This is a genomic window from Terriglobales bacterium (assembly GCA_035624475.1).
Taxonomy (GTDB): domain Bacteria; phylum Acidobacteriota; class Terriglobia; order Terriglobales; family Acidobacteriaceae; genus DASPRL01.
The window spans coordinates 1-2530 of record DASPRL010000074.1 but is presented as its reverse complement, the minus strand read 5'-3'; the positions used below and the strand labels follow the sequence as shown (position 1 = coordinate 2530).

At 68.0% G+C, this 2530-nt stretch carries 2 protein-coding genes; one reads left to right on the top strand and one right to left on the bottom strand.

All coding sequences use genetic code 11. The annotated features are described in order from the left end of the window. The coding region (locus VEG08_03285) for a serine/threonine-protein kinase (GenBank protein HXZ27004.1) at positions 1-1534 on the bottom strand (1534 nt) is incomplete at its 3' end. A 233-nt stretch (positions 1535-1767) separates the two neighbouring features. Here VEG08_03285 and VEG08_03280 point away from each other — a divergent pair. Further along, positions 1768-2530: gamma-glutamyltransferase (locus VEG08_03280; protein HXZ27003.1), on the top strand; the 763-nt coding region annotated here is incomplete at its 3' end.

The window sequence follows — 2530 nt, the reverse complement described above, 5'->3', positions numbered from 1 at the left end:
GCAGGGCCTGCTGGTAGTAGGCGACGGAGCGGTCCATGTCTTCCTTGGTGCGGCGCTCGCGAAAGTACTGGGCCTGCAGGTAGGCGTTGTAGGCCTCGGCGCTGGTGGTGGGTGGGGCCGGGGCAGTCCCGCGCAGCAGGGTCAGCTTCAGGGACCCGGCCACCGAACTCGCGATCTCGTCCTGCACCGCGAAGACGTCGTTCATCTCCCGGTCGTAGGACTGGGACCACAGCTCGAATCCGTCGGCCACCTTGACCAGCTGCACATTGATGCGCACGCGCGTGCCCTGCCGGTGGACGCTCCCTTCCAGCACTGAGTCCACATGCAGCTCGCGCCCGATGTCTTCCACGCGGGCATTCCTGCCCTTGAACTGGAACGATGAAGTGCGGGCCGCCACCCGCAGCTCCGGGATCCTGGCCAGGGCGTTGAGCAGCTCTTCGGCCATGCCGTCGGCCAGGTACTCCTGGTCCTTCTCCGCGCTCATGTCAGCGAAAGGAAGCACCGCGATGGATTGGATCTGGGGCTGCGGGCTGCTTCCGGCGACCCAGGCCTGGATCTTCGCGCGTACCCCGGCGGGATCCACCGCCAGCAGTACCGCCATGACCAGCGCGACCGCGGCGGCCGCGAATGCCCACGCCCGCCGGCGGTGCCGCGGAACCACCGCCGGCAGCGGCGCTTCCCCACGCTGCAGGCGGCGCAAGTGCAGGGCCAACTCGCGCGCGGTCTGGTAGCGATCGTCGGGGTCCTTCTCCAGGCAGCGCAGGATGACGGCCTCCAGCCCCGGCGAAAGCTCGGAATTGACCTCGCGGGGCGGCCGCGGCGGCTGGTAGCGGATGGCGTCGGCCAGCTGTACCCCGCCGCCGGGGAAGGGACGCTGGCGCGTGGCCATCTCGTAGAGCACCGCGCCAGCCGCCCAGATATCGGCGCGCGCGTCCACCTTGGAACCCTCCACCTGCTCCGGCGCCATGTAGGGCAAGGTGCCGACCGTCCCCTGGGTCTGGCTCAGGCTCTCGGTCGAGGCTGTGGGACTGGGCTTGCGGATCATCTTGGCCAGGCCGAAGTCGAGGATCTTGAGGCGCCCGTCGCCGGTGACCAGCAGGTTGGCGGGCTTCAGGTCGCGGTGCACCACGCCCTGCTCGTGCGCGGCTGCCAGGCCTTCGGCAAGTTGCGCACCCAGATCCAGGATGTCGTTCTCAGGGAGGCGGGAGGCCAGCGCTACTTCCAGCGTCTGCCCGGGGATGAACTCGGTGACCAGGAAATCGATGCCGTCCTGGGTATCGAAGTCGTGGGCGACCTCGATATTGGGATGGTTGATCTTGGAGAGGGCGAGGGCCTCTTTGCGGAAGCGCTTGCGCGCATCCTCGTCGCCCAGGGCCCCGGGGGGCAGGACTTTGACGGCGACGTCGCACTCCAGGTGAAGGTCGCGGGCGCGGTAAACCACTCCCATGCCGCCGGCGCCGATGTGCTCGACGAGGCGGTAGTGGCCGAGGGTCTGCCCTGCTAAGTCAGGCTGCTTCAGAGCCCGGGCTGCCATGGGGAAGGAGGCTCCCTCCCCCCACCTTCTTGGGATAATCGTAGGCGTGGCCTGGAGGCAAGTAAAGAACAATTTACCGGCCTGTTCGTCCATTGGAACGGAGCTGGTCCAAGTGCAAAGAGCTCAAGCTCCTCTTCGTTCTGTGATTCTCGGAGTTCCCGCTGCATTTGACTCCGCCCTTGCCCGTGGGCTAGCCTCAGAAGCTCCCGCGGAAGGCGTCTCCCGCTCCCAATATGCGTTTCCGTCGCAAATTGCTGATAACGCTGGCGCTTGCCGTCCTCACGGCGGCCCTGCCGCGGAGCCTGTTCGCTTCCGGCATCGGGCCCGTTCGCGGCAAGCACGCCATGGTGGCCAGCGTCCACGAACTGGCCTCGCAGGCGGGAGTGGACGCGCTCAAGGCCGGCGGTAACGCCGTGGACGCGGCCGTGGCCACCGGCTTCGCGCTGGCGGTGGTGCATCCCCAGGCCGGCAACCTGGGCGGCGGCGGCTTCCTGCTGGTGCGCACTCCGGACGGCAGAGCCTTCTTCCTGGATTTCCGCGAAACCGCGCCCGCGGCCGCCACTGCCACCATGTACCTGGACGAGAAGGGCAACGTCATTCCCGACGCCAGCCTGGTGGGCTACCGCGCCAGCGGCGTGCCCGGCTCGGTGGCGGGACTGGTGTACGCCGAGCAGCATTGGGGCAAGCTGACCCTGGCGCAGGTGATGGCGCCGGCCATCCGCCTGGCCCGCGGAGGCTTCCCGCTCTCCTGGGAGGACGCCCGCGACTTCCGCGACGCCGACCTGGCCAGGTTTGCCGAGTCGCGCCGCATCTTCCAGCGCGACGGCAACTACTACCAGGCGGGCGAGATCTTCCGCCAGCCCGAGCTGGCGCATACCCTGGAACGCATCGCCCAGAGCCCCGACGACTTCTACAAAGGCGCCATGGCGCACGAAATCGCTTCCTTCCTGCAGAACAATGGCGGCCTGATCACCCAGAAAGACCTGGCCGACTACC